We start from the raw sequence: 21,535 nt of genomic DNA on the forward strand, positions 1-21,535 counted from the left end.
CTCGATACACATCCCTATCCGAAACCCTCTTTCGGAAGCCGTATCGATGTCCGCCTCTCCCCTGCTCCGCCCCTCCTGCCTTGCCTTGGCCTTGTCGCTGGCCTGTGCCGTCCCGCTGGCCCATGCACAGAGCGCAACCACCGCCGATGCCGCCTTGATCGACTACCAGATCGCCGCCGGCCCGCTTGGTGCCAGCCTCAACCGCATCGCCGCCAGCGCCGGCCGCACCTTGTCGGTGGACCCCGCCCTGCTGCAGGGCAAGCAAGCAAAGGCCGTGCATGGCCAGTATTCGGTCGAACAGGCCGCCGCCCAGGCGCTGCAGGGCAGCGGCCTGCAACTGGCCACCACCGCCAGCGGCGCACTGACCGTACAGCGCGCGCCGGCCAACGGCGTGGAACGCATCGGCACGCTGCGGGTACAGGGTGACCAGGGAAACCGAACCCAGCTCGGCGATGACAGTCGCAATCCGGCTGACACGCCTTACAGCTCGCCGCAGTCCGGCGCGCACTTGTCGCTGCAGCAGATCGAGCGTTCGCGCGGCACCCAGGCTGGCGACATCTTCAAGAGCGTGGCCGGTGTCATCAACGGCGACAACCGCAACTCCGGCGCGCTCGATCTGAACATCCGCGGCATGCAGGGCTTCAACCGCGTGCCGGTGCTGATCGACGGCAGCCAGCAGCAGGTCACCGTCTACCGCGGCTATGCCGGCGTAGCCGGGCGCAGCTACATCGACCCGGACATGATCGGTGGCATCGACATCCAGAAGGGCCCGACCAGCGGTGCCGAAGGCGTGGGCGCGATCGGCGGCGTGGTCAGCATGCGCACCTTGAACGCCGACGACATCATCAGCGGCGACAAGGATTGGGGCATCCGCCTCAAAGGCAGCTTCAGCGACAATTCGTCTTCGCCGCCGCCGGCCTTCACCACTGGCGGCCTGCGCAATGGCGGCCGTTTCCTGACCGCCTGCGGTGGTGGCCGCACCTGCACGGTGCAACAGCTGCCAAGCGAGTTCGCAGATGAGACCGGCATGGACCGTCCTTCCACCGGCACCCCGACCGGCGGTAGCGGCAGTGTTGCCGCGGCCAAGCGCTGGGGCCAGTTCGAAGTGCTCGGCGCCTTCGCGCGACGCAAGACCGGCAACTACTTCGCCGGCGAGAACGGCCCGGGTGCCCCCGAGCCGCACTACGCCACCTCGCGCACCACCGACAGCCGTGGCCGCTGGGTCGAGTACACCACCGTCAGCTTCGAAGGCCTGAACCGCTTCCGTGCCGGCGAGGAAGTGCTCAACACCTCGGTCGACAACCAATCCTGGCTGCTCAAGGGCACCTGGAAGCCCAGCCCCGATCAGGCGCTGGAACTGGGCCGCATGAAATACCAGAGTCGTTACGGCGAGCTGATGCCGTCGGCCATCCTGCGCGGTGAAGGCGCGCTGCAATCGGCGCTCAGCGATGTCGATGCCGACACCTGGACCGCACGCTACCGCTGGCAGCCGGCCAACGAGCTGATCGACTTCAAGGCCAACGCTTGGCGTACCGCCTTGGACAACACGATCCGCAACGTCTACTCGTTCCCGGCGCTGCCGCCGGAGTACACCTATATCGAAACCACCTACCGCCAGGCCGAGCGCTGGGGTATCGATGCCACCAACACCTCGCGCTTCATCACCGCCTGGGGCGACGTCGCCCTGCAGTACGGCTTCACCCACGGCAAGGAAGACGTGCATCCGATCAGCGCCTCGCAGAGCTTCAGCAGCAACAACGCCAAGCGCGAGGAAAGCAGCCTGTTCGCCAGCGCCGAGTGGGTGCCGACCGATTGGTTGAAGCTCGACGCCGCGGTACGCCACACCCGCTACAAGAGCTATGACCGCGAAGTCACCCGGGTACCGTCGCAGATCCGCCCCATCACCTATACCGACGTCCACCTGCAGAACAAGGCCAGCGGCAATGCACCGATCGCGGCGATCACCTTCACCCCGTTCGAGGGCGTGCAGGTCTATGCCCGTTACGCTGAAGCACTGCGCATGCCCGGCCTGTTCGAGACCAGCTCCGGCCCGGTCCCCAGCACGTTTGCAATGGACCTGCGCCCGGAGCGCGCCAGGAACCGCGAGTACGGCATCAACCTGCTGCGCGACGGCCTGTTCGCCGAAGGCGACCAGGCACGCCTGAAGCTGGCCTACTTCGACAACCACGTAAAGGATTACCTGACCCGCACCACCGTGCAGTTGGACGGCTGGGTGTCGGCGCCGGTGATCGAAAATATCGACAACGCCGACTTCAAGGGCTACGAGATCACCGCCGAGTACCGCACCCCACGCTTCTTCAGTGAGCTGTCCGGCAGCTATTACACCCACACCAACTTCTGCCATAGCGACCGCGCCTATCCGACCAAGTCACCGGCCTGCTATCCGGGCGGCGTTACCGACAGCTACGCCAGCAATCACGTCCCGCCACGCGCCGCAGGTGCACTGACGCTGGGCACGCATCAGCTGGACCAGCGCCTGACCGCCGGTGGCCGGGTCAGCTACACCGGCAACCGCCCGACCCTGCCGCGTGCCAGCAGCATCATCCCGGTGGTCGATTGGGGTTCCTACGTACTGGTCGACCTGTTCGCCAACTACCGCATCAACGAGCACGTCGCGCTCGACCTGGGCGTGGACAACCTCACCGACCGTTACTACATGGACGCGATGACGTTGGGCCTGATGCCCTCGCCGGGTCGCACCGTGCGCATGGGCTTCACCGTCAACTTCTGAGGAACCGTATATGTCCGCTTCCCCCATGCTGCAGGAAATCAGCCGCAGCCAACGTTTGAAAGCCGCCACCCACGGCACGCATGATCGTCTTGATCAACGCATCATGCGCGGCGAACCCTTCGCCTCACTGGACAACTACCGGCGCTTCCTGCGCGTGCAATACCGTTTCCATCGCGACCTGGCAGTGCTGTATTCGCTGCCGGCGCTGCAGGGCTTGTTGCCGGATCTGGCCGAGCGCCAGCGCCTGCAGGAGCTGCAGCAGGACCTGCTCGATCTGGGCGAAGCCCTGCCTGCCGATGATCATGCAGCCCTGGGCAGCGACATCGACCCGGCCACCGCGCTGGGCTGGCTGTACGTGGTCGAAGGCTCCAACCTCGGCGCGGCCATCCTGTTCAAGCTGGCGGCGAAGATCGGCCTGGATGCCAACCACGGCGCGCGTCACCTGGCTGGACATCCGGACGGCCGCGCACGTCATTGGCGGCGTTTCACCGAGGCACTGGATGGCAATGCGCTGGATGCCGAGCAGGAGCAGCGCATGGTGGCCGGTGCCACCGCGGCGTTCCAGCGCGTGCATGGCTATGTCGAGCAGGCCTTTGCCGACTGAAATGGAAGCAACGCTGAGCACCGCTCCAGCCCTGCCACGGCGCAACCGCGCCGTGCGCGTGGGCTATCTGTTGCTGGGCATGTTGATGGTGGCACTGGGCATCATCGGCGCATTGCTGCCGGTGATGCCCACCACCATTTTCATGATCCTGGCTGCCGCCTGTTTTGGCCGCTCCTCGCCACGCTTCGAGCGCTGGCTGCTGCAGCACCCGCAGTTCGGCCCGCCTTTGCGGCTTTGGCGCGAGCAGGGCGCGATGTCCAAGCGCGCCAAAGCCTTTGCCTGCGGCGGCATGGCGCTGGGCTTTGCGATGTTCTGGTACTTCGCGCATCCATCGCTGCTGCTGTGGCTGGCGGTTGCGGTCGGCATGGGGGGCTGTGCGGTGTATCTGCTGACCCGGCCGCTGCCGCGCGGCGTGGCACCGGTCCCGTCCCCGCAGTCCGAAGATCGCGGCATCCGCTCGGTCGCCGCAACCGTGACCGTGCTGCTGCACATTGGAATGTTCGCGCTGTTGCTGTGGAGCCGCGCGCCAAGCATGGATCCACCGCTGGAGGAGCCAGCCGAGCGCACGCAACTGGTGATGCTGCCACCGCGCGCACCGGAGCAGCCGCTGGAAGAAATCGTCGCCCCAACACCTTCCGCTGCGGCCTCGGCGGAGAAACAGAAACCGGAACCGCCGCGCCCGCTGCCGCCGTCGCCACCGCGCGCCGACGCCAACTGGGTGGTTCCACCACCCGCGCCGCCACAACCCGTGCGGCAGGCGCTGGCCCCGCAACAACAGGAAGCTTCGATCGCCGCCGCACCGCAGACCCCGCCGCTGCCGCCCGCGCCAAGCGCAGCAAACCCCGGCAAGGACAGCTGGGAAGGCCGGGTGATGGCCAAGCTGGAACGACACCGGCGCTATCCCAACGCCGCCCGCGCGCGCCGCGAACAAGGCATCGTCCACGTCCGCGTCAGCCTTGCCCGCGATGGCTCGGTACTCTCGTTGGCGTTGGAGCAGACCTCCGGTTCGGCCATGCTCGATCAGGCCGCATTGGATACCTTCCGCCGTGCCACGCCATTGCCAGCAGTGCCGGAGGCGCGCAAAGCACCGCTGGAGCTGTCATTCCCTGTCGAGTTTTTCATGCGCTGAGCTCAACGCGGATTTTGCCTGTAGGAGCGGCGCAAGCCGCGAAGCTGATGAACTGTCCGATGCGAGGCCTCTGCCGAGCATGGCTCGGCACTACAAGCAGCCTTGCGCCGGTCGGGACGGCAAAAACCGCGAAGCTGGAAATCCAGCCGCCCCGAGCTCTGTCCTTCCCCAATCCTTCCGATCCGAAGGCATGGCCTTCTGTCGTTCATCAGTACGGGCGTCAGTGGCGTGCAAACAGGCGTCCTTGGTCCCTTTTTGCCGACAGCGGGGGAGCACACCTCAGGCTCGGGCAGACCACCCGACAACACTTGTCTCCAACTGCATGCCATGCCAGCCTTGCAAGCCGAAAACGGGGGTTGGAATGAAGCACGGACGCACCTTGTCATTGTCACGAGCTGGCCTTTGGCTGCTACTCGCCTGCCTGTGCTGGCCCGCGGCCAGCTGGGCCGCTATTGATCCGGTGAAACCCGGTGAAATCCCCGTGCTCAAACCTGGTGAGGCACTGATTCTGGCCGCCGTGGACACCAATATCGAGCTGGATTCGGTTCGCCTGAATCGCGATGGCAAAGTTTGGGGCGATGGTGTCATGTCGCGCCTGCAGGCCGGCCACAACTACCGTCTTTATGTCGCCAGCGCTGGGCGCTATGTGTGGCGTGAGCTGCAGCCCTTCAATGGCTTCCGCTACCTGCTCAAGGATGAAGAAGAACTGGCCTTCCAGGTTGATGCCGGCACCATTGTTTATCCGGGCGACCTGGTGTTCCGTCCCACTTCGATGTGGCGTGCCGACGTTCATCGCTCCAATCGCAGCCTGGCAGCGATGGACTGGCTGCAGCGCACCCATCCTGCGTTGTATGCACGCTTTGCCTTCACCTATGCCGGTCACTACACAGACCCGTTCCCGGCCTTTTACAAGGAACAGGCTGGAGCCAGGACCTTCCCGGCCGAGGTCGAGACGGCAGCGGCGACCAACAAGCCCGCAGCGGACAAGGACAAGCCCGCGATTGACCCCTATTGGCAGGACCCGCAGATACTGGCCTCCAGCCTCAACCCTGCAGGCACCTTGTTCGCCATGCAGGTGCGCCAGGACGACAAGCATTGGGCGGTGGACATCATCGACCTCAAGTCCAGCATCCAGACCCGGCTGGGAAGCAGCGACATGCCGTTGGCCTCATTCCGCTGGGCCGACGATGAAACACTGCTTACCTCGGTGCGCCTGTCCAACGGCTTGAACCGGGTCTCCGTACTGCATATCACTACCGCTGCCGACGGCAAACCGCGCTATGCGAGCTATATGGTTCCTGGCGAAGGCAAGGTATTGGATCTGTTGCCCGGCAAGCCCGGCTACATCCTGTTCGCAAGCAGGGGGCGCGATGGCAAGTTGATGGTCCACCCACTCCATGCCGCCAACCAGGCAGCCGTCGAGGGTTTCCGCCCGCAGATGCGCACCCGCCTGAACACCGGCATCAACGATGACACCTGGTGGTTTGCCGATGGCGCCGGCGAACTGCGCCTGGGCATCGTCCAGCGCGGTGAAGACTACGTGCTGGTACAGCGCCAGGCAGATGGATTCCGAGATGTCATGGTGCTGTCGGACGAGCTCGACTTCGACCCGATCGCGATCTCCGCGGATGCCAGCAAGATCTACGCGCTGACCGACGAGAAGCGCAGCCAGCGGGATCTTGTCGAATATGACGTGGCCACACGCTCGATCACACGCACCCTGTATTCGCAGCAGGGCACCGACGTGCAAGCGGCGATCTTCGACGACAAGCGCAATCCCATCGGCGTTGAGTTCTATCGTGATGGCCAACTGCTCTCGGCTTATTTCCAGGACAACGATGCCCGCGTTGGCAGGCAGCTGGGCAACGCTTTCCCGGGCCAGGCCGTGCAACTGGTCGGGCGCAGCCGCGACGGCAGCAACATGGTCGTGGAGGTCGACGGTGCCGACGCACCTTCGCAGCTGTACCACCTGGACACGCAGCAGAACCGCGCCTCATTGCTGGCGCAATCCTATCCCTGGTTGGCGGACCGTACATTCGCGCCCACCCAGGTACTGAAATTCAAATCCAGCGATGGCCTGGACGTGGAGGCGTTCCTTACCTTGCCGCCAGCGCAACAGCCGCGCCCGCTGGTAGTCCTGCCCCATGGCGGTCCAATCGGCGTTGCCGACAGCCTGCACTTCGATCCTGAAGTGCAGTTCCTCGCCTCCCGCGGCTATGCCGTGCTGCGCGTCAACTTCCGTGGCTCGGAAGGCTATGGACGCGCCTTCCGTGAAGCGGGGCACCGCAATTACGGCACGCGCATCGAGGACGACATCGATGCGGCAATCAATCTTGCGCTGGCCAGCTACCCGCTTGATGCCTCACGGATGTGCGTGGTCGGCAGCAGCTATGGTGGTTACTCGGCACTGGTCTCCGCTATCCGCTGGCCGCAGCGTTTCCGTTGTGCGGTCTCCATCGCGGGCATCAGCGACCGCGCGTTGTTCTTCACCGCCAGTGATACCGCACGCAGCGAGAAGGGACGGCAGTTGGCCGAGAAAATGATGGGCAACCCGGACCAAGATTCCGCCGTGATTCGCGACACCTCCCCACTCTATCGCTACACCGAACTGTCCATTCCGGTGATGCTTGCCCATGGCAGGGAGGACCAACGCGTGGACTTCGAGCACAGCCGGCGCATTTCACGCATGTTGCGCCTGGCCGGGCGTCCACCGGTCGAACTGTATTTTGATGAGGAAGGCCATGGGGTGGTCGACCCGGCCAACCGCACCGCGTTGTGGAAGCGCGTTGGCGAGTTCCTGGACCAGTCCACCAGACAGTAGCGTCAGTCCCCGGCAGAAGCGGCTGAACTGTTCGACTGCAAACGCCGGGACTAGAATGTGGGCATGGACGCACTTACCTTCCGCAACGCCACCGCCGCCGATATCCCGGCCCTGATCGACCTGGTCACCTCTGCCTACCGTGGCGACGCCTCGCGTGTCGGCTGGACCACCGAAGCCGACATCCTCGATGGCCAGCGCATCGACGCCGCCGGCATCCAGGGCGATCTCGACCGCCCGCGCAGCGTGATCCTGCTTGCTGAACAGGATGGCCAGTTGCAGGCCTGCTGCCATGTTGCCGACGAGAACGGCCACGGCTACTTCGGCATGTTCTCGGTCAGCCCCGGCGCCCAGGGCGGCGGCATCGGCAAACAGCTGATGCAGCGCGCGGAACAGCACGTGGTCGAGCAATGGCAGCTGCCGAGCATGCAGATGACGGTGATCGACTGCCGCGATGAACTGATCGCCTTCTACGAACGCCGTGGTTACGTGCGCACCGGCATCAAGAAGCCGTTCCCGTATGGCGATGAACGCTTCGGCATCCCCAAACGCGATGACCTGCAGTTCGAGATCCTGGAAAAGCCGCTCGGGGCCGCCGCATGAGCGAGACCTGGACCTTCATCTGTGCCAGCGAAGAACTGCTGCCGGGCGAACTGAAGACCGGCTTCGACGAAGTCACCGGCTCACCGATAGTCGTATTCAACCTGGACGGCGAGCTGTATGCGCTGGAAGACCAGTGCACGCATGAGGAGTTCGAGCTGTCCTCCGGCACCGTGGACCCGGACGAAGGCAGCATCGAATGCATCCTGCATGGTGCCCGCTTCGACATCCGCGACGGCCGCGCACTGTGCGCACCGGCCTATACCGCGGTGCCCAAGTTCCCGGTGAAGCGCGAACACGGCGGCATCTGGTCGCGCGACGACCGCGACTGAGCCTGAGCGCCGTCTTGGGGGCCGCCGCAGCGGCGCCCGGACAGCCATTTGCAGCGCAATACGCCAGCCAGCCGCGTCTGCTGCAAGCCGGCGCTCGCTGCGGGCAAGCCCGACAGCCCAATCATCAGTCTCCTGTCCGCCGACACCTTTATAGCCCCACCCCGGCTCCGGAGAATGGCCCGTACCCGTAAAAGGCCCGGCTGTCCTGGGCACATTGGCATTGCAAACGCAAACAATTCTCAATAAGATGCGCATCTATCGCGATAACGCGAAATTAACGGCCTGCGTCTTTCCCCAATGCTCACCCCGTCCGCCAAGGCTCAAACGCTGACTGTCGCCACCGTGCGGCGGCGCCTGCCTTGGCTGATGCTGGTATTCGGGATGTTGCTGGCCTTGGCCGTGGCGCTCCAGGCCAAGGCCGTCGTCGCTGCACCCGCAGGGACTGCAGGTTTCAGCCAGGTATTGGTTTCGCCTGAGCCCGGCCACCCGCAGCAACCACTGCAGATGACGGCGATAAGTGAATCCGGCGCTGAGACGTCGCGCCTCGGCAAGCAGCGTCCTGCTCCCATGCTGTCCAGCCCGGTCCAGCTTGCCCCGCTTACCTACAACCGCGTCTTCCTGACTGCCGCCAGCGACACGCTGCTGCAGCACGCGGTTGAACGTGCCCAGCGCTATCCACTGGCACCGTACCTGCGGCTCAATCCCGGCCACGCCCCGCCGCGTACCCACGCCGCCTAAGCAGCAGCATCAGGCGAAGCTGCGCGTCCAGCGCACGCCGCCGTCGATACCTCCGCTTTCCACTTCAGCCTGCGGCGCCATCGGCCCGCCAGGCCAATCTGTTTCTTTTTCTCCCGGATATACCCGTCCATGACCCATATCAAGACCCGCAAGTACGCTCCGCGCGCCACCATGCTCGCCACCGCCACGCTGGCTGCCGGCTTCTCGCCGCTGACCGCCTTCGCCGCCGAAGGCGACGCTGATTCGGCCAAGAACAAGGCCACCGATCTGGATCAGGTGCAGGTCCGCGGCAGCTGGTTCGCGCCGTCCTCGCCCAAGTTCACCGCCGAACTGCTGGATACGCCAAAGTCGGTGTCCGTGGTCACCGAGAAGACCATCCAGGAAATCGGCGCGACCAACCTGGTCGACGCACTGCGCATGGTGCCGGGCATCACCTTCGGTGCCGGCGAAGGCGGCAACTCCACCGGTGACCGCCCGTTCCTGCGCGGCTTTGACGGCCAGAGCAACATGTTCGTCGACGGCCTGCGCGACGTCGGCACCCAGACCCGCGAAGTGTTCGACCTGGAACAGCTGGAAGTAGTCAAGGGCCCGAGCTCGGCCTACGGCGGCCGTGATTCCGGCGGCGGCAGCATCAACCTGGTCAGCAAGACCCCGAAGCTGAAGAACGAGACCAACGTCAGCATGGGCGTGGGCACCGACAGCTATGCGCGCGGCACCGTGGACGCCAACTACGTGCTCGGCGATGGCATCGCCGCACGCCTGAACCTGCTCAAGCACGAATCCGACATCGCCGGCCGTGATGCCGCCAATGTCAGCCGCTGGGGTATCGCACCGTCCATCGCCTTCGGCCTGAACGGCCCACTGCAGCTGATCGCCAGCCACTACCACCTGGAAACCGACGACCTGCCCGATGCCGGCGGTTTCCCGTATGGCAACCCGGCGACCAAGACCACCACCGGCAAGCCGCTGGTACCCAACCGCAACAACTACTACGGCCTGATTGACCGCGACTTCCAGCGCACCCGCGCCGACATCAGCACCCTGGACGCCAGCTACTCCTTCGGCGAGCACAAGCTGCGCAACATCGCGCGCCTGGGCAACACCAGCAATGACTACCTGTGGACCCAGCCGGACGACAGCAAGAACAACCCGAACCTGTACGGCACCTTGTGGCGTCGTACCAACAACCGTGCGATCGACACCAAGACCTTCGCCGACCAGCTGAGCCTGACCGGTGCGTTCCAGACCGGTGGCCTGAAGCACAGCTACAGCGCCGGTGTTGAGTACAGCGAAGAAAAGAGCAGCAAGGGCAGCTACGTGATCGGCGGCGCCGGCACCAACAACCCGATCGGCAACAACCAGGTGTGCAAGACCACCGGCGCGGCGACCGGCTACAACTGCACCGATTTCTACAACCCGAACCCGAAGGATCCGTGGGCGGCCACCCACCCGGTGACCCGCAGCAACAAGGCCCTGGATATCGAGCAGACCACCAAGACCAAGTCGGTGTATGCGTTCGACACCATCGAGTTCAGCGAAAAGTGGCTGGTCAACCTCGGCCTGCGCTGGGATGACTACGACACCGAGCAGGTCACCCCGATCGTCAACAGTGCTCCGACTGTGCTGCGCAACAGCGACGGCTTCCTGAACTACCAGGCTGGCGTGGTATTCAAGCCGACCGCCAATGGCAGCATCTACCTGTCCTACGGCACCTCCTCGACGCCGCCGGGCATGGACAGCGGTGAAGGCAACGACTCGATCAATGCCGCCATCCAGAACCTCAAGCCACAGGAAACCAAGAACTACGAACTGGGCACCAAGTGGGACCTGTTCGACAAGCGCTTGAACCTGACCGCGGCGATCTTCCATACCGAGATGAGCAATGCGCGTGTCGTGATCGACACCGGCAGCACCCAGAATGCCGGCAAGAAGGCGATCAACGGTGTCGAAATCGGCGTCAATGGCCAGATCACTGACCGCTGGAACGTCGCCGGTGGCTACACCCACATGGATTCGGAGCTGAAGGACAACGGCTTTGTCTGCTCGGTCTCCAGCCGTACCGGTTGCCCGGCACCGGGCGTGTGGATCGTCTCGCCGAACAACGGCAACATGTTCCCGAACACCCCCAAGCACGCTGCCACGCTGTGGACCACCTACGTGCTGCCGTTCGGCCTGACCATCGGTGGTGGCGCCAGCTATGTCGACAAGCAGTACGGCGACGTGGCCAACACCAAGTGGATCCCGGCTTACACCCGTTGGGATGCAATGGCCAGCTACGCCATCCAGGACAACATCAGCCTGCAGCTGAACGTGCAGAACCTGACCGACAAGACCTACTTCACCAAGGCATACTCCTCGCACTATGCGAGCATCGCACCGGGCCGCGCGGCTACTCTGGCACTGAACGTCAAGTTCTGATCCAGGCATGACCAGCAACGGCGGCAGGTGCAAACCTGCCGCCGTTCTGCGTTTCCGCTCCCCGCCACGACAGGCGACCTTGTTCAGCCGCAATGGTTACCATCGGCTGGCGATGCCGATTCAGATCAGGTCACAGGCAAGACCATGTCCACTCCCCTTCCAAACAATCCCGATGCGCTGGCACAGCAACTGCTGAACGACCCGCAAGGCACGTTCGCGCAGGTCCGCGACGCTGCACTGAGCGGTCAGCTGGACGCACAGCTGCTGCTGGCCCAGCTCTACATCGAAGGCAAAGGCGTGGCGCGTGATGAACATGCCGCCCTGCTCTGGTACGAAACCGCCGCCAACAACGGCAGCGCGTTGGCAATGAACATGCTCGGCCGCTGCCATGAGCTCGGCCAGGGCTGTGCACCTGACGCGACGCTGGCTGCGGTCTGGTACCGCAATGCTGCCGAAGCCGGCCTGGACTGGGGCATGTACAACCATGCCAACCTGCTTGCCACCGGCCGTGGCGTGCCGCAGGACCGGGCCAAGGCGCTGGCGCTCTACACCCAGGCCGCCCACATGGGCCATGCCAAATCGATGAACCTGCTGGCGCGGCATCTGGAAGACGGGCTGGACATCGAGCGCGACCCGCAGGCCGCCCTGGCCTGGTATCAGCGCTCGGCCGAAGCCGGCGATTTCCGTGGCCAGGCCAACCTCGCCTCCATCCTGCTGCAGCGGGGCCAGGTCGATCAGGCCGTGCATTGGCTGCGGCTGGCGCTTGCCAGCGGCAGCCCGGCGTTCATGGCGCATATCGTGCCGGAATTGGCCGCCTCCCCCCATCCGCAGATCCGCGCACTGGTCACCTGAGCCAGGCGCCGAGGAGCTTCCATGCTGCTGCATATCCCCAACGTACTCAGCCCCGAACAAGTCGCCCTGTTCCGCCAGAAACTGGATGCGGCCGATTGGACCGATGGCCGCGAAACCGTCGGCCATCTCGGTGCCCACGCCAAGCGCAACGAGCAGCTGCCGGAAAACTCCGCGTTGCGCCGCGAACTGGGCGAGACCGTGTTGCTGGCGTTGGCCAGCAATCCGTCCTTCTTCAGCGCGGCGCTACCTTTGAAGTACCTGCCGCCGCGTTTCAACCGTTACAGCGGCGGCGGCACCTACGGCTTCCATGTCGATGGCGCGGTGATGAACCTGGGCCAGGGCGAACAACTGCGTTCGGACGTGTCCTGCACCCTGTTCCTGTGCGAGCCGGACGAGTACGAAGGCGGCGAGCTGATCATCGCCGACACCTATGGCGAGCACGAAGTGAAGCTGCCCGCCGGCGACCTGGTGGTGTACCCGTCCAGCAGCCTGCACAAGGTGCAGCCGGTGACGCGCGGTGCGCGGCTGGCCTCGTTCTTCTGGGTGCAGAGCATGGTCCGTGACGAAGCCCATCGCCGCCTGCTGTGGGAAATGGATACCTCCATCCAGCAGCTCAGCGCGGATTGCCCGCAGCATCCCTCGCTGGTCAGCCTGACCGGCATCTATCACAACCTGCTGCGGCAATGGGCCGAGACCTGAGCCGCAAGTCTTCAATCCCGACCTGTCGGCCCACCTGAACTGTCAGACACCTTGCCCGGGCAAGCGCAATGCAGCCGGGGCCGTTGGCGAAGAACATGAAGGCCCGCAGATCCTCGTTCCCGGGTGCGCTGCACGTACCCGGGCTACAGAGCCTGGGCTGCTGACACTGCATGCCGATCAGCGCGTGATATCGCCGAATTGATATCAATTCTCATTTGCAAAAGTTAACGAATCGTATCTACAATACCGCACCGCGAATGCCGGCCCCTGCCGTCGCGTCCGCAATCCGGAGATACGCATGCAGCAACCACAGCGCCAGTACGCATACAACAACGCCGCTTACGGCGCTGTCAGCCTGCGTCCGCTGGCCTTGTGCATGTTGCTGCTGTTGTCGCTGCTGGCAGCCCTGTGCCAGAGCGGCTCACCGTTGTCGCGGCTTGGTCTGGCGGAAGCCGGCCATGCGTCGGCACCCGCCGAGGAACGCCAAGGTGGCGAACGCCATCTGGAAGAAGAGAATCCGGCCAAGCTGCGCCGGCTAGTACAGCTGCGTGCACCACGCGCAGTCCAGCCGCAGCCTGGTGTGCTGCGGCTGCTGGTTGCATCTGACGACTTCAGCCCAATCCGCACGGCAATCCCGGCATCTGCGCCGGTTATCGGTCATGCACTGGCCAGTCCGCGCCAACAGCGTGGGCAAGCGCCACCGCTGGGCTGATGCTCCGCGCCTAGCCGTCTCTGCTTCACCCCCCTCTCTTCTTTCCAGCTCGTCCCTGCATGCGTCCGCGCCTGCGGTGATGACGGCTGCAACCTGCATTCCTTGATCGAGGTATTCCCATGGCCCTGCGCCAGCGTCATCGTGTGTCCGTTTCCCGCCAACTGCTCAGCCTCGCCGTGCTCGGCGTTATCAGCGCCAGCGCCCATGCCAACGGCAGCGGTGCGCCGACTACGCTGGACAAGGTGGTGGTCACCGCCAGCGGCTTCGAGCAGAAGATCACCGACGCACCGGCCAGCATCAGCGTGGTCAGCCGCGAAGAACTGGCACTGCGTCCTTACACCAGCCTGGTCGATGCATTGCGCGACGTGGAAGGCATCGACGTCGGCATGGAAACCACCGACAAGAACGGTCGCGCCACCATCTCCATGCGCGGCATGCCGTCCGAGTACACGCTGGTGTTGATTGACGGCCGCCGCCAGAGCAACGTCGGCAACCTGTACCCGAACAACTTCGGCGGTGGCCAGTTCGCCTATATGCCACCGTTGGATGCCATCGAACGCATCGAAGTGGTGCGCGGGCCGATGTCGACCCTGTACGGTGCCGACGCCATGGGCGGGGTGATCAACATCATCACCCGTCGCAACCAGAACGAATGGCACGGCTCGGTGACGCAGGGCTTCACCGTGCAACAGGAAGATGCCTTCGGCGACGCGCGTACCACCGACGTCTACCTGAGCGGCCCACTGGTCAAGGACCGCCTCGGGATGAGCGTGCGCGGCAGCTGGTATGACATCGACGAATCGCGCCCGGAATGGGATTCGCTGCCGCTGCCCGATGGCAGCCAGTGGGAGCGCGCGCTCGGCTTTGGCGGCGGCGGCAAGGCCGTGGCCAACACCAACTGGAACAGCGGCATCCGCCTGAACTTCAAGGCCAGCGACAACCACGACCTGTGGCTGGACTACGACGTTTCGCGCCAGAAGTACGACAACAGCAAGGGTCAGACCGGCACCCTGGACAGCGCTGAAAGCCTGTGGCGCAGCGGCGTGGCAACCATCCCCAACGGCAGCGGTGGCACCACCACCCGCCGCGTGGTGCAGCCGCGCGTGGGCTATACCGCTTACCAGCGCTATGAACTGGACCAGCTGGCGTTGACCCATCAGGGCCGCTACGACTTCGGCACCTGGCAGACCAGCCTGTCACGCACCCAGAGCAACAACCTCGGCCGCTCATTGCCGCTGACCCTGGACGAGCGCGCCGACCTGCAGACCCTGTGGAACGACGTCTGTCGTCGCCGTGGCCAGGCCGCCAACTGCAATATGGCCAGCGGCAACCTGTCGGTCCTCAATGACGCCGAGCGTGCACGCCTGCAGGCCTTCCTGCCGCGCCCGCTACGCACCATGGAACTGGATGCGATGGTGCTGGACACCATGCTCGACCTGAGCTTCGGCGCGCACAAGGTCACCGTTGGCGGCCAGTACAACAACACCGACATGACCGATGGCGTGTTTGGCATGGACGGCAACGGCTACCGCGACAACGTCAAGCAGAAACACCGCACCTGGTCGGTGTTCGCCGAGGACAACTGGGCCTTGAGCGATGCACTCACCGCCACGCTCGGCCTGCGCTATGACCACCACAACATCTTCGGCAGCCATGTCAGCCCGCGCGCCTACCTGGTGTGGAATGCCAACGATGCCTGGACCGTCAAGGGTGGCGTCAGCACCGGCTACAAGACCCCGCGTCCGGACCAGCTGTTCCCGGGTGTCACCGGCTTCGGCGGCCAGGGCGTGATCCCATTGGTCGGCTCGCCGCACCTGAAGCCGGAAACCAGCACCAACTACGAAATCGCGACCTACTACGACGGCGATCGCTGGGGCTTCAACGCCACAGCCTTCCTCAACCGCTTCGACGACAAGATCGCCAGCGGCGGCAGCTTCGCCAACTGCGAAGTGGCACCTGCCAACAGCGGCTACTGCATCGACGTGGGCCCGGGCTGGGCGGCGCTTGGTTACAGCGTTTTCAGCCAGAGCGTGAACCTGGACAAGGCCGAGACCCGCGGCGTTGAACTGGCCGCTCATGTGGACCTGCTGGACAACCTGCAGCTGCGCGGCAACTACACCTACACCAAGAGCGAGCAGACCAGCGGTGCCACCAAGGGCCAGCCGATTGCCGGCAACCCGGCCAAGCACATGGCCAATGCCAGCCTGAACTGGCAGCTCAACGACGCCATCAGCCTGAGCCTGATCGGCGAAGGCCGCTACGACCGCTACCGCGACACCCTGCTGTCCAACGTCGGCGGCGTCAGCAGCTCGACCGTGCGTTACTACGAGGACTACACCACCTTCCATCTGGGTGGCAGTTGGAAGCTCAATGACTGGCTGACCGTGAATGCACGCGTCAACAACCTGTTCGACAAGGACTTCGTTTCGCAGTCCTGCGTACTGACCTCGCCCAGCGAGTACAGCTGCGTTGACGACTATGCAGTGAAGGAACAGCGCCGCAGCTACTGGCTGTCGTTGAACGCGAAGTTCTGATTCAGGCCAGACGCAGAGTGCCGAAGCGGAGCGGAGATCGGCCCCCTCCCTTGTGCGCAGCACAGGGGAGGGCTGGGGAGGGGTAGCTTCTGGGTTCTGAACTACACCCTGTCAACGCCACATGTACTTAAGCGTTAGCAGCAGAAGCAGAACAGCCCCCTCCCTTTCACGAAGTGAAGGGGAGGGTTGGGCAGGGGTAGCCTTTGATCTTGCTTCTGGCTTCAAGTCCAGAACCAGAGCAACAGCCAGATCAAAAGCGACCCCTCCCCGGCCCTCCCCTTGCCTACGGCACAGGGAGGGAGCAATGCACGGCACAAATTGCGAATAATTCTCATTAGTGCTCTAATCGTCGTCCTTCAACACCCCTGATTCCCGTGTCCGCAGACCGCAGCACCGCCACCACCGTGCAACAACAGGCCAGCCGTGGTTTCTGGTTGCGCACCCTGCATCAGTGGCACTGGATCAGCTCGGCGGTATGCCTGATCGGCATGCTGTTGTTCTCGCTGACCGGCATCACCTTGAACCACGCGTCCAAGATCGAAGCCAAGCCACAGGTGCAGAACCTGCAGCTGGAATTGCCAGCGCCGGTGCTCAAGGCTCTGGGCGAGCGCGAAGACGGCAACGCGCCGCTGCCAGCGCGCGTCGCCGACTGGCTGTCCAACCGCCTTGACGTGTCCATCGGCAGCCGCGAGGCCGAGTGGTCGCCGGAAGAAATCTATCTGTCCATGCCCGGCCCCGGCAGTGATGCCTGGTTGAGCATCGACCGCGAAACCGGTGCGGTGGAGTTTGAAAAAACCCGTCGCGGCTGGGTCTCCTATTTCAATGACCTGCACAAGGGCCGCAACGCGGGCCCGGGCTGGGGCTGGTTCCTCGACGTGTTCGCGGTGGCCTGCCTGGTGTTCTGCATCACCGGCCTGTTCCTGTTGCATCTGCATGCGCGGCAGCGGCGCATGACCTGGCCGCTGGTCGGCCTGGGTTTGCTGATCCCGCTGCTGATCGCCCTGCTCCTCATCCATTGACCGTCTTTCTCTCCGGAGTCGCACCATGCGCGTCACCCTGACCATCGCCCTGAGCGGTTTGATCGCCGCCGCTCCCGCCGCCTACGCCGCCAGCCTCGACGTCAACGTCGAAGTGCCCAAGCTCAACGTGGCCGAGTACCACCGCCCGTATGTCGCGGTCTGGATCGAAGGTGCCGACCAGCAGGTCGCCGCCAACCTGTCGGTCTGGTACCAGCTCAAGGACACCGCCGAAGGCCATGGCACCAAGTGGCTGCCGGACCTGCGCCAGTGGTGGCGCAAGAGCGGCCGCACCCTGCAGGTGCCGGTGGATGGCGTGACCGGCCCGACCCGTCCGGTCGGCAAGCACCAGCTCAGCTTCAGCGACCGCCAGCCGCAGCTGCGCGCCCTGCCCGCCGGCCAGTACTCGCTGGTGGTGGAAGCCGCACGTGAAGTCGGTGGCCGCGAACTGGTCAAGATTCCCTTCACCTGGCCGGCCCGTGCCGTGCAGAACGGCCGTGCCCAGGGCACCTCCGAACTCGGCACCGTCACCCTTGCCGTCAAGCCCTGATCCCCATTACCAACGGAGCCAACCGATGAAGCGTTCCCTCCTGCTTGCTGCCACCATCGCCGCCGTACTGCCGTTCTCCGCCGCCGCCCACAAGGCCTGGCTGCAGCCGTCGCAGACCGTGATTGCCGGTACCAACCCGTGGATCACCGTGGACGCCGCCGTGTCCAACGACCTGTTCTACTTCAACCACGTGCCGCTGCGCCTGGACAACCTGGTGATCACCGCACCGGACGGCAGCACCGTGCAGCCGCAGAACGTGGCCACCGGCAAGTACCGCAGCGTGTTCGACGTTGAACTGACCCAGCAGGGCACCTATCGCCTGGCCAACGTCAATGCCGGCCTGATGGCCAACTGGCAGGAAGATGGCAAGCCCAAGCGCTGGCGCGGCAACGCTGCAACTTTCGCCACCGAAGTGCCGAAGGATGCCAAGGAACTGAAGGTCTCCGAGACCGCTGGTCGCGTTGAAACCTTCGTCACCAACGGCAAGCCGAACGACACCGCGTTGCAGCCGACCGGCAAGGGCATGGAGCTGGTTGCCCTGGGCCATCCGAACGATCTGTTCGCTGGCGAGCAGGCCAAGTTCAAGCTGCTGGTCGACGGCAAGCCGCACGCTGGCCTGGAAGTCGAGATCACCCGTGGCGGCACCCGTTACCGCAACGCCCAGGAAGAGATCAAGGTCACCACCGACGCCAACGGTGAGTTCTCGGTGACCTGGCCGCAGGCTGGCATGTACTGGCTGGAAACCGGCACCGAGGACAACAAGACCTCGATCCCGCAGGCCAGCGTCCGCCGCCTGAGCTACGTAGCCACCCTGGAAGTGCTGCCGCAGTAAAGCTCAAAGCCCCTCTCCCCCCGGGAGAGGGGTTGGGGTGAGGGCAAGGCCGAAGCAGCATAGTTGAAGTTGGCTGTCGGCCAGAAAAGCAAAAGCTCCCCTCATCCGCCCCTTCGGGGCACCTTCTCCCGTAAACGGGAGAAGAAACACCTGCCCCAGCCGGCTTTTTGATACCGATGTCCTCCAACTCCGACATCGCCGCCCTTGGCGGCCACACCATGGGCACCAGCTGGAGCGTCAAGCTGGTGGCTGCGCGCAGCCGTGACCTGCATCCGCTGCACGCCGGCATCCAGGCCGAGCTCGACCGCGTGGTGGCGCAGATGAGCACCTGGGAGGCCAACTCGGACATCAGCCGCTACAACCGCGCCGCCGCCAACAGCTGGCAAGCACTGCCCGATGACTTCTGGAACGTACTCAGTACCGCGCACGACATCGCTGAACGCAGTGCAGGTGCCTTCGATCCCACTATCGGTCCCCTGGTCGCACTGTGGGGCTTTGGCGCCGATGCGGGCGCGCAGGCTGTACCCGATCCCTCGCACCTGGTCGACGTCGCCGCTCGCTGCGGCTGGAACAAACTGCAGTTGGATCCGCAGACCCAAAGCGCGCTGCAACCCGGCGGCCTGCAACTGGATCTATCTGCCATCGCCAAAGGCTACGGCGTGGATCTGGTCGGCCGCTGGCTACGCCGTATCGGAATCACTGCCGCACTGGTCGAAGTCGGCGGTGAACTGCATGGCTACGGATTGAAACCCGACGGCCAACCCTGGCGCGTGCTGGTCGAATCCGCGCCCGAGGAAGATGCCAGTGCCGACTACCCACCACGCGTGCTGGCATTGGATGATCTTGCAGTAGCCACCTCCGGCGACCGCTGGCACCAGTTCGAACGTGATGGTGTCTCCTACAGCCACACCTTGGACCCACGCAGCCACGCACCGGTCAACCGCGCCGCGGCAGCCGTCACCGTGATCGCACGCGACGCCATGCGCGCCGATGCCTGGGCAACTGCGCTCACGGTCATGGGTGCCGATGAAGGCCTGGCCTTTGCCAACAACCATGACTTGGCTGCACGCTTCATCACCCGCAGCAGCAATGGTCTGCTCGAAACCATGACGCCCGCCTTCCAGCGCTATCTGGACGCCAGCACGCAATGAACCCCAATCGTTCCAATCGCGCCCTGCTTGGCAATCTCGCTGTCGGCCTGGGCCTGCTGCTGATCGCCCTGTTGCTGCTGCGCCTGCATCTGGGCGAACGCTGGTGGCCGGCCGCGCCGCTGGCACCGCAGTGGTGGATGGCACTGGCAGCGTTGGCGATCTATGCAGCGGCTTGCTTCGCATTGTGGTGGTGCACCCGCCAACGTGATGACGATGGCGGCGATAGCAAGGAGCCGCCGATTCTGGTGGTCTGGTCCAGCCAGACCGGCTTCGCCCAGCAGCTGGCACAACGCACCGCCGCACATCTGCGCGCAGCCGGTCACAAGACCCGACTGCGCGCCATCGACCAGGTCGATGCAGCCCTGTTCGCCAGCAGCCGCCAAGCCTTGTTCATCGCCGCCACCACCGGCGAAGGCGATCCACCCGACCATGCACTCGCCTTCCTGAGCCGGGTGATGCCGCAGCCCTTGAAGCTTCCTCAGCTGCAGTACGCCGTGCTGGCGTTGGGCGACAAGACCTATGAGCACTACTGCGCATTCGGCCATCAACTTGATGAGTGGCTGCGCACGCACGGCGCCCAGCCGCTGTTCGATACGGTGGAAGTGGACAATGCCGATGCCGACGCGCTGCGCCATTGGCAGCAGCTGCTGGGCCAGCTTGGTGGCGAAGCAGCCAATGCCAGCGACTGGAGTGCGCCAGCCTATCAATCCTGGTTGCTGCGCAAACGTGATGTGCTCAATCCCGGCAGCATCGGCGGCAAGGTATTTCATCTGCAGCTGCAGCCTGCGGATGGACAACTGCCGAGCTGGCAGGCCGGCGATATCGCCGAAATCGGCCCGCGCCAATCCGCCGATACGGTGACAAAGTGGCTGCTGGCGAACAATTTCGACGCCGCGACCTTGCTCGCTGACGGCCGCTCCCTGCGCGATGCCCTGGCCCAATCCCATCTTCCCGAGAGCCCCGGCACCGGTGACGCGGATGTGTTGGCAGCCAGCCTCAAGCCGCTGCCGCACCGCGAGTACTCGATTGCCTCGATGCCGGGCGAAGGCAGCCTGCAGCTGATGCTGCGCCGACAACTACGCCCTGACGGAACACCCGGCCTGGCCAGCGGCTGGCTCTGCGACTACACCGCCATCGGCGACAGCATTGATCTGCGCCTGCGCAGCAACAGCAATTTCCATCCACCGGGCAACGATGCCCCGTTGATCCTGATCGGCAACGGCACCGGCATCGCCGGCCTGCGTGCACATCTGCGTGCCCGCATCGAGGCCGGCGCGCGACGCAACTGGTTGCTGTTCGGCGAACGCAATGCAGCCCACGACTTCCATTTCGGTGCCGAGCTGCAGCAGTGGCAGCGGGATGGTGCGATCGAACGACTGGATACCGTTTTCAGCCGCGATGATGGCCAGTTCCACTATGTGCAGGACGCATTGGCCGCGCATAGTGACGTGCTACAGCAGTGGCTGGACGACGGCGCCACCATCCTCGTCTGCGGCAGCCTGCAAGGCATGGCCCCGGCGGTGGACAAGGTCATCATCGACGCGATTGGTGCCGAAGCGCATCAAGCACTGCGCATCGCCGGGCGTTATCGCCGCGACGTCTACTGACTGTAGTGCCGAGCCATGCTCGGCAGAGGCCTTACAAGCAGTCCCAACCGTAGTGCCGAGCCATGCTCGGCAGAGGCCTTACAAGCAATCCCAACCGTAGTGGGGGGGGCCGGGGGCGGCGGGGGGGGGCGGGGGGGGGGGGACGACCCCCGCGCCGGGGCGCGGCCGGGCGCCACGCGGCGGGGGGTTGG

General features: G+C 64.6%; 17 protein-coding genes. All 17 read left to right on the top strand.

Features of this window, described 5'->3' with window-relative positions; translation table 11 throughout:
- Positions 1 to 46: 46 nt before the first annotated feature.
- A complete protein-coding gene (locus ACVOL0_RS11830; protein WP_481549275.1) occupies positions 47 to 2,752 on the top strand; it encodes a TonB-dependent receptor in 2,706 nt (901 codons plus the stop codon).
- Between the two features lie 10 nt (positions 2,753 to 2,762).
- Positions 2,763 to 3,356: a biliverdin-producing heme oxygenase gene (locus ACVOL0_RS11835; RefSeq protein WP_481549276.1), complete on the top strand. Its 594-nt coding sequence runs from the start codon at positions 2,763 to 2,765 to the stop codon at positions 3,354 to 3,356.
- Position 3,357: 1 nt separating this feature from the next.
- Positions 3,358 to 4,485 carry a TonB family protein gene (locus ACVOL0_RS11840; RefSeq protein WP_481549277.1) on the top strand — a complete coding sequence of 376 codons (1,128 nt, stop codon included), beginning with the start codon at positions 3,358 to 3,360 and terminating at the stop codon, positions 4,483 to 4,485.
- 481 nt (positions 4,486 to 4,966) lie between these two features.
- The gene (locus ACVOL0_RS11845; protein ID WP_481549278.1) at positions 4,967 to 7,306 is read left to right on the top strand and encodes an alpha/beta hydrolase family protein; all 2,340 of its coding nucleotides are present in this window, start codon (positions 4,967 to 4,969) and stop codon (positions 7,304 to 7,306) included.
- Between the two features lie 63 nt (positions 7,307 to 7,369).
- Positions 7,370 to 7,906: a GNAT family N-acetyltransferase gene (locus ACVOL0_RS11850; RefSeq protein ID WP_481549279.1), complete on the top strand. Its 537-nt coding sequence runs from the start codon at positions 7,370 to 7,372 to the stop codon at positions 7,904 to 7,906.
- Positions 7,903 to 8,235, top strand: coding sequence for a non-heme iron oxygenase ferredoxin subunit (locus ACVOL0_RS11855; RefSeq protein ID WP_481549280.1), 333 nt, complete (start codon positions 7,903 to 7,905; stop codon positions 8,233 to 8,235). Before ACVOL0_RS11850 ends, ACVOL0_RS11855 begins: the two co-directional genes overlap by 4 nt.
- 297 nt (positions 8,236 to 8,532) lie before the next feature.
- On the top strand, positions 8,533 to 8,973 hold the full coding sequence (locus tag ACVOL0_RS11860) for a hypothetical protein (protein ID WP_481549281.1): 441 nt from the start codon (positions 8,533 to 8,535) through the stop codon (positions 8,971 to 8,973).
- A 129-nt stretch (positions 8,974 to 9,102) separates the two neighbouring features.
- A complete protein-coding gene (locus ACVOL0_RS11865; protein WP_481549282.1) occupies positions 9,103 to 11,391 on the top strand; it encodes a TonB-dependent receptor in 2,289 nt (762 codons plus the stop codon).
- 144 nt (positions 11,392 to 11,535) lie between these two features.
- A complete protein-coding gene (locus ACVOL0_RS11870; protein ID WP_481549283.1) occupies positions 11,536 to 12,243 on the top strand; it encodes a tetratricopeptide repeat protein in 708 nt (235 codons plus the stop codon).
- Positions 12,244 to 12,264: 21 nt separating this feature from the next.
- Positions 12,265 to 12,942, top strand: coding sequence for a Fe2+-dependent dioxygenase (locus ACVOL0_RS11875; RefSeq protein WP_481549284.1), 678 nt, complete (start codon positions 12,265 to 12,267; stop codon positions 12,940 to 12,942).
- Between the two features lie 298 nt (positions 12,943 to 13,240).
- A complete protein-coding gene (locus tag ACVOL0_RS11880) occupies positions 13,241 to 13,654 on the top strand; it encodes a hypothetical protein (protein WP_481549285.1) in 414 nt (137 codons plus the stop codon).
- Between the two features lie 119 nt (positions 13,655 to 13,773).
- Positions 13,774 to 16,188 carry a TonB-dependent receptor domain-containing protein gene (locus ACVOL0_RS11885; protein WP_481549286.1) on the top strand — a complete coding sequence of 805 codons (2,415 nt, stop codon included), beginning with the start codon at positions 13,774 to 13,776 and terminating at the stop codon, positions 16,186 to 16,188.
- A gap of 374 nt (positions 16,189 to 16,562) precedes the next feature.
- Positions 16,563 to 17,207, top strand: a complete 645-nt coding sequence (locus ACVOL0_RS11890; protein ID WP_481549287.1) for a PepSY-associated TM helix domain-containing protein — start codon at positions 16,563 to 16,565, stop codon at positions 17,205 to 17,207.
- 25 nt (positions 17,208 to 17,232) lie between these two features.
- Positions 17,233 to 17,754: a DUF2271 domain-containing protein gene (locus tag ACVOL0_RS11895; RefSeq protein WP_481549288.1), complete on the top strand. Its 522-nt coding sequence runs from the start codon at positions 17,233 to 17,235 to the stop codon at positions 17,752 to 17,754.
- A gap of 25 nt (positions 17,755 to 17,779) precedes the next feature.
- Positions 17,780 to 18,586, top strand: a complete 807-nt coding sequence (locus ACVOL0_RS11900; RefSeq protein WP_481549289.1) for a DUF4198 domain-containing protein — start codon at positions 17,780 to 17,782, stop codon at positions 18,584 to 18,586.
- 170 nt (positions 18,587 to 18,756) lie between these two features.
- Positions 18,757 to 19,737: an FAD:protein FMN transferase gene (locus tag ACVOL0_RS11905; protein WP_481549292.1), complete on the top strand. Its 981-nt coding sequence runs from the start codon at positions 18,757 to 18,759 to the stop codon at positions 19,735 to 19,737.
- Positions 19,734 to 21,344, top strand: a complete 1,611-nt coding sequence (locus tag ACVOL0_RS11910; RefSeq protein WP_481549290.1) for a sulfite reductase subunit alpha — start codon at positions 19,734 to 19,736, stop codon at positions 21,342 to 21,344. The genes ACVOL0_RS11905 and ACVOL0_RS11910 overlap by 4 nt, the downstream gene beginning before the upstream one ends.
- The last annotated feature ends 191 nt before the right edge of the window (positions 21,345 to 21,535 follow it).

The sequence above is a fragment of the Stenotrophomonas sp. STEN021 genome, from assembly GCF_056760175.1.